Raw genomic sequence first — 503 nt, 5'->3', positions numbered from 1 at the left:
GGAGCATGGCGTGGCCATGGCGCAGGGCGAAATAGCCATCAGCCAGCTTGTGCCTCGAATACTGGAGGATGCCACTCAGCCCTTGCCCGATCTGTTGCGTGAATTGATCGCCGAACTGCGGGCCGAATGGGGTCAACTGGGCGAGCGTGTCAACGTGCTGACCGGTCGGTTGGAAACAGCGGCGAAAGAGAGCGAGACGGCGAAGCGGCTGATGACGGTACGCGGTGTTGGTCCGATTATCGCCACCGCGCTGCTGGCCAAGCAGACCGAGCCTGAACGCTTTGCCAATGCTCGGCAGTTTGCCGCCTACTTTGGGTTGGTGCCCAGCCAGCACAGCAGCGGCGAGAAGGTCCGGTTAGGCAAGATGAGCAAGAATGGCGATGCTTACTTGCGCAGCCTGGCGATCCAGGGGGCGCATGCCGTTTTAAGGCAGATACGACCTGATTCAGAGCAGCCGGACGACCAGCGTCTACAACGCTGGATATCCCGTCTGGGTCGAAAGG

At 60.8% G+C, this 503-nt stretch carries 1 protein-coding gene; it reads left to right on the top strand.

The annotated features are described in order from the left end of the window. The coding region (locus BM70_RS0130985) for a transposase (protein WP_025859600.1) at positions 1–503 on the top strand (503 nt) is incomplete at both ends.

This window comes from Pseudomonas sp. CHM02 (assembly GCF_000612585.1).
In the GTDB taxonomy this organism is placed as follows: domain Bacteria; phylum Pseudomonadota; class Gammaproteobacteria; order Pseudomonadales; family Pseudomonadaceae; genus Aquipseudomonas.
Note: the sequence above shows the minus strand (reverse complement) of the source record. Positions and strands in the feature narration are given on the sequence as shown.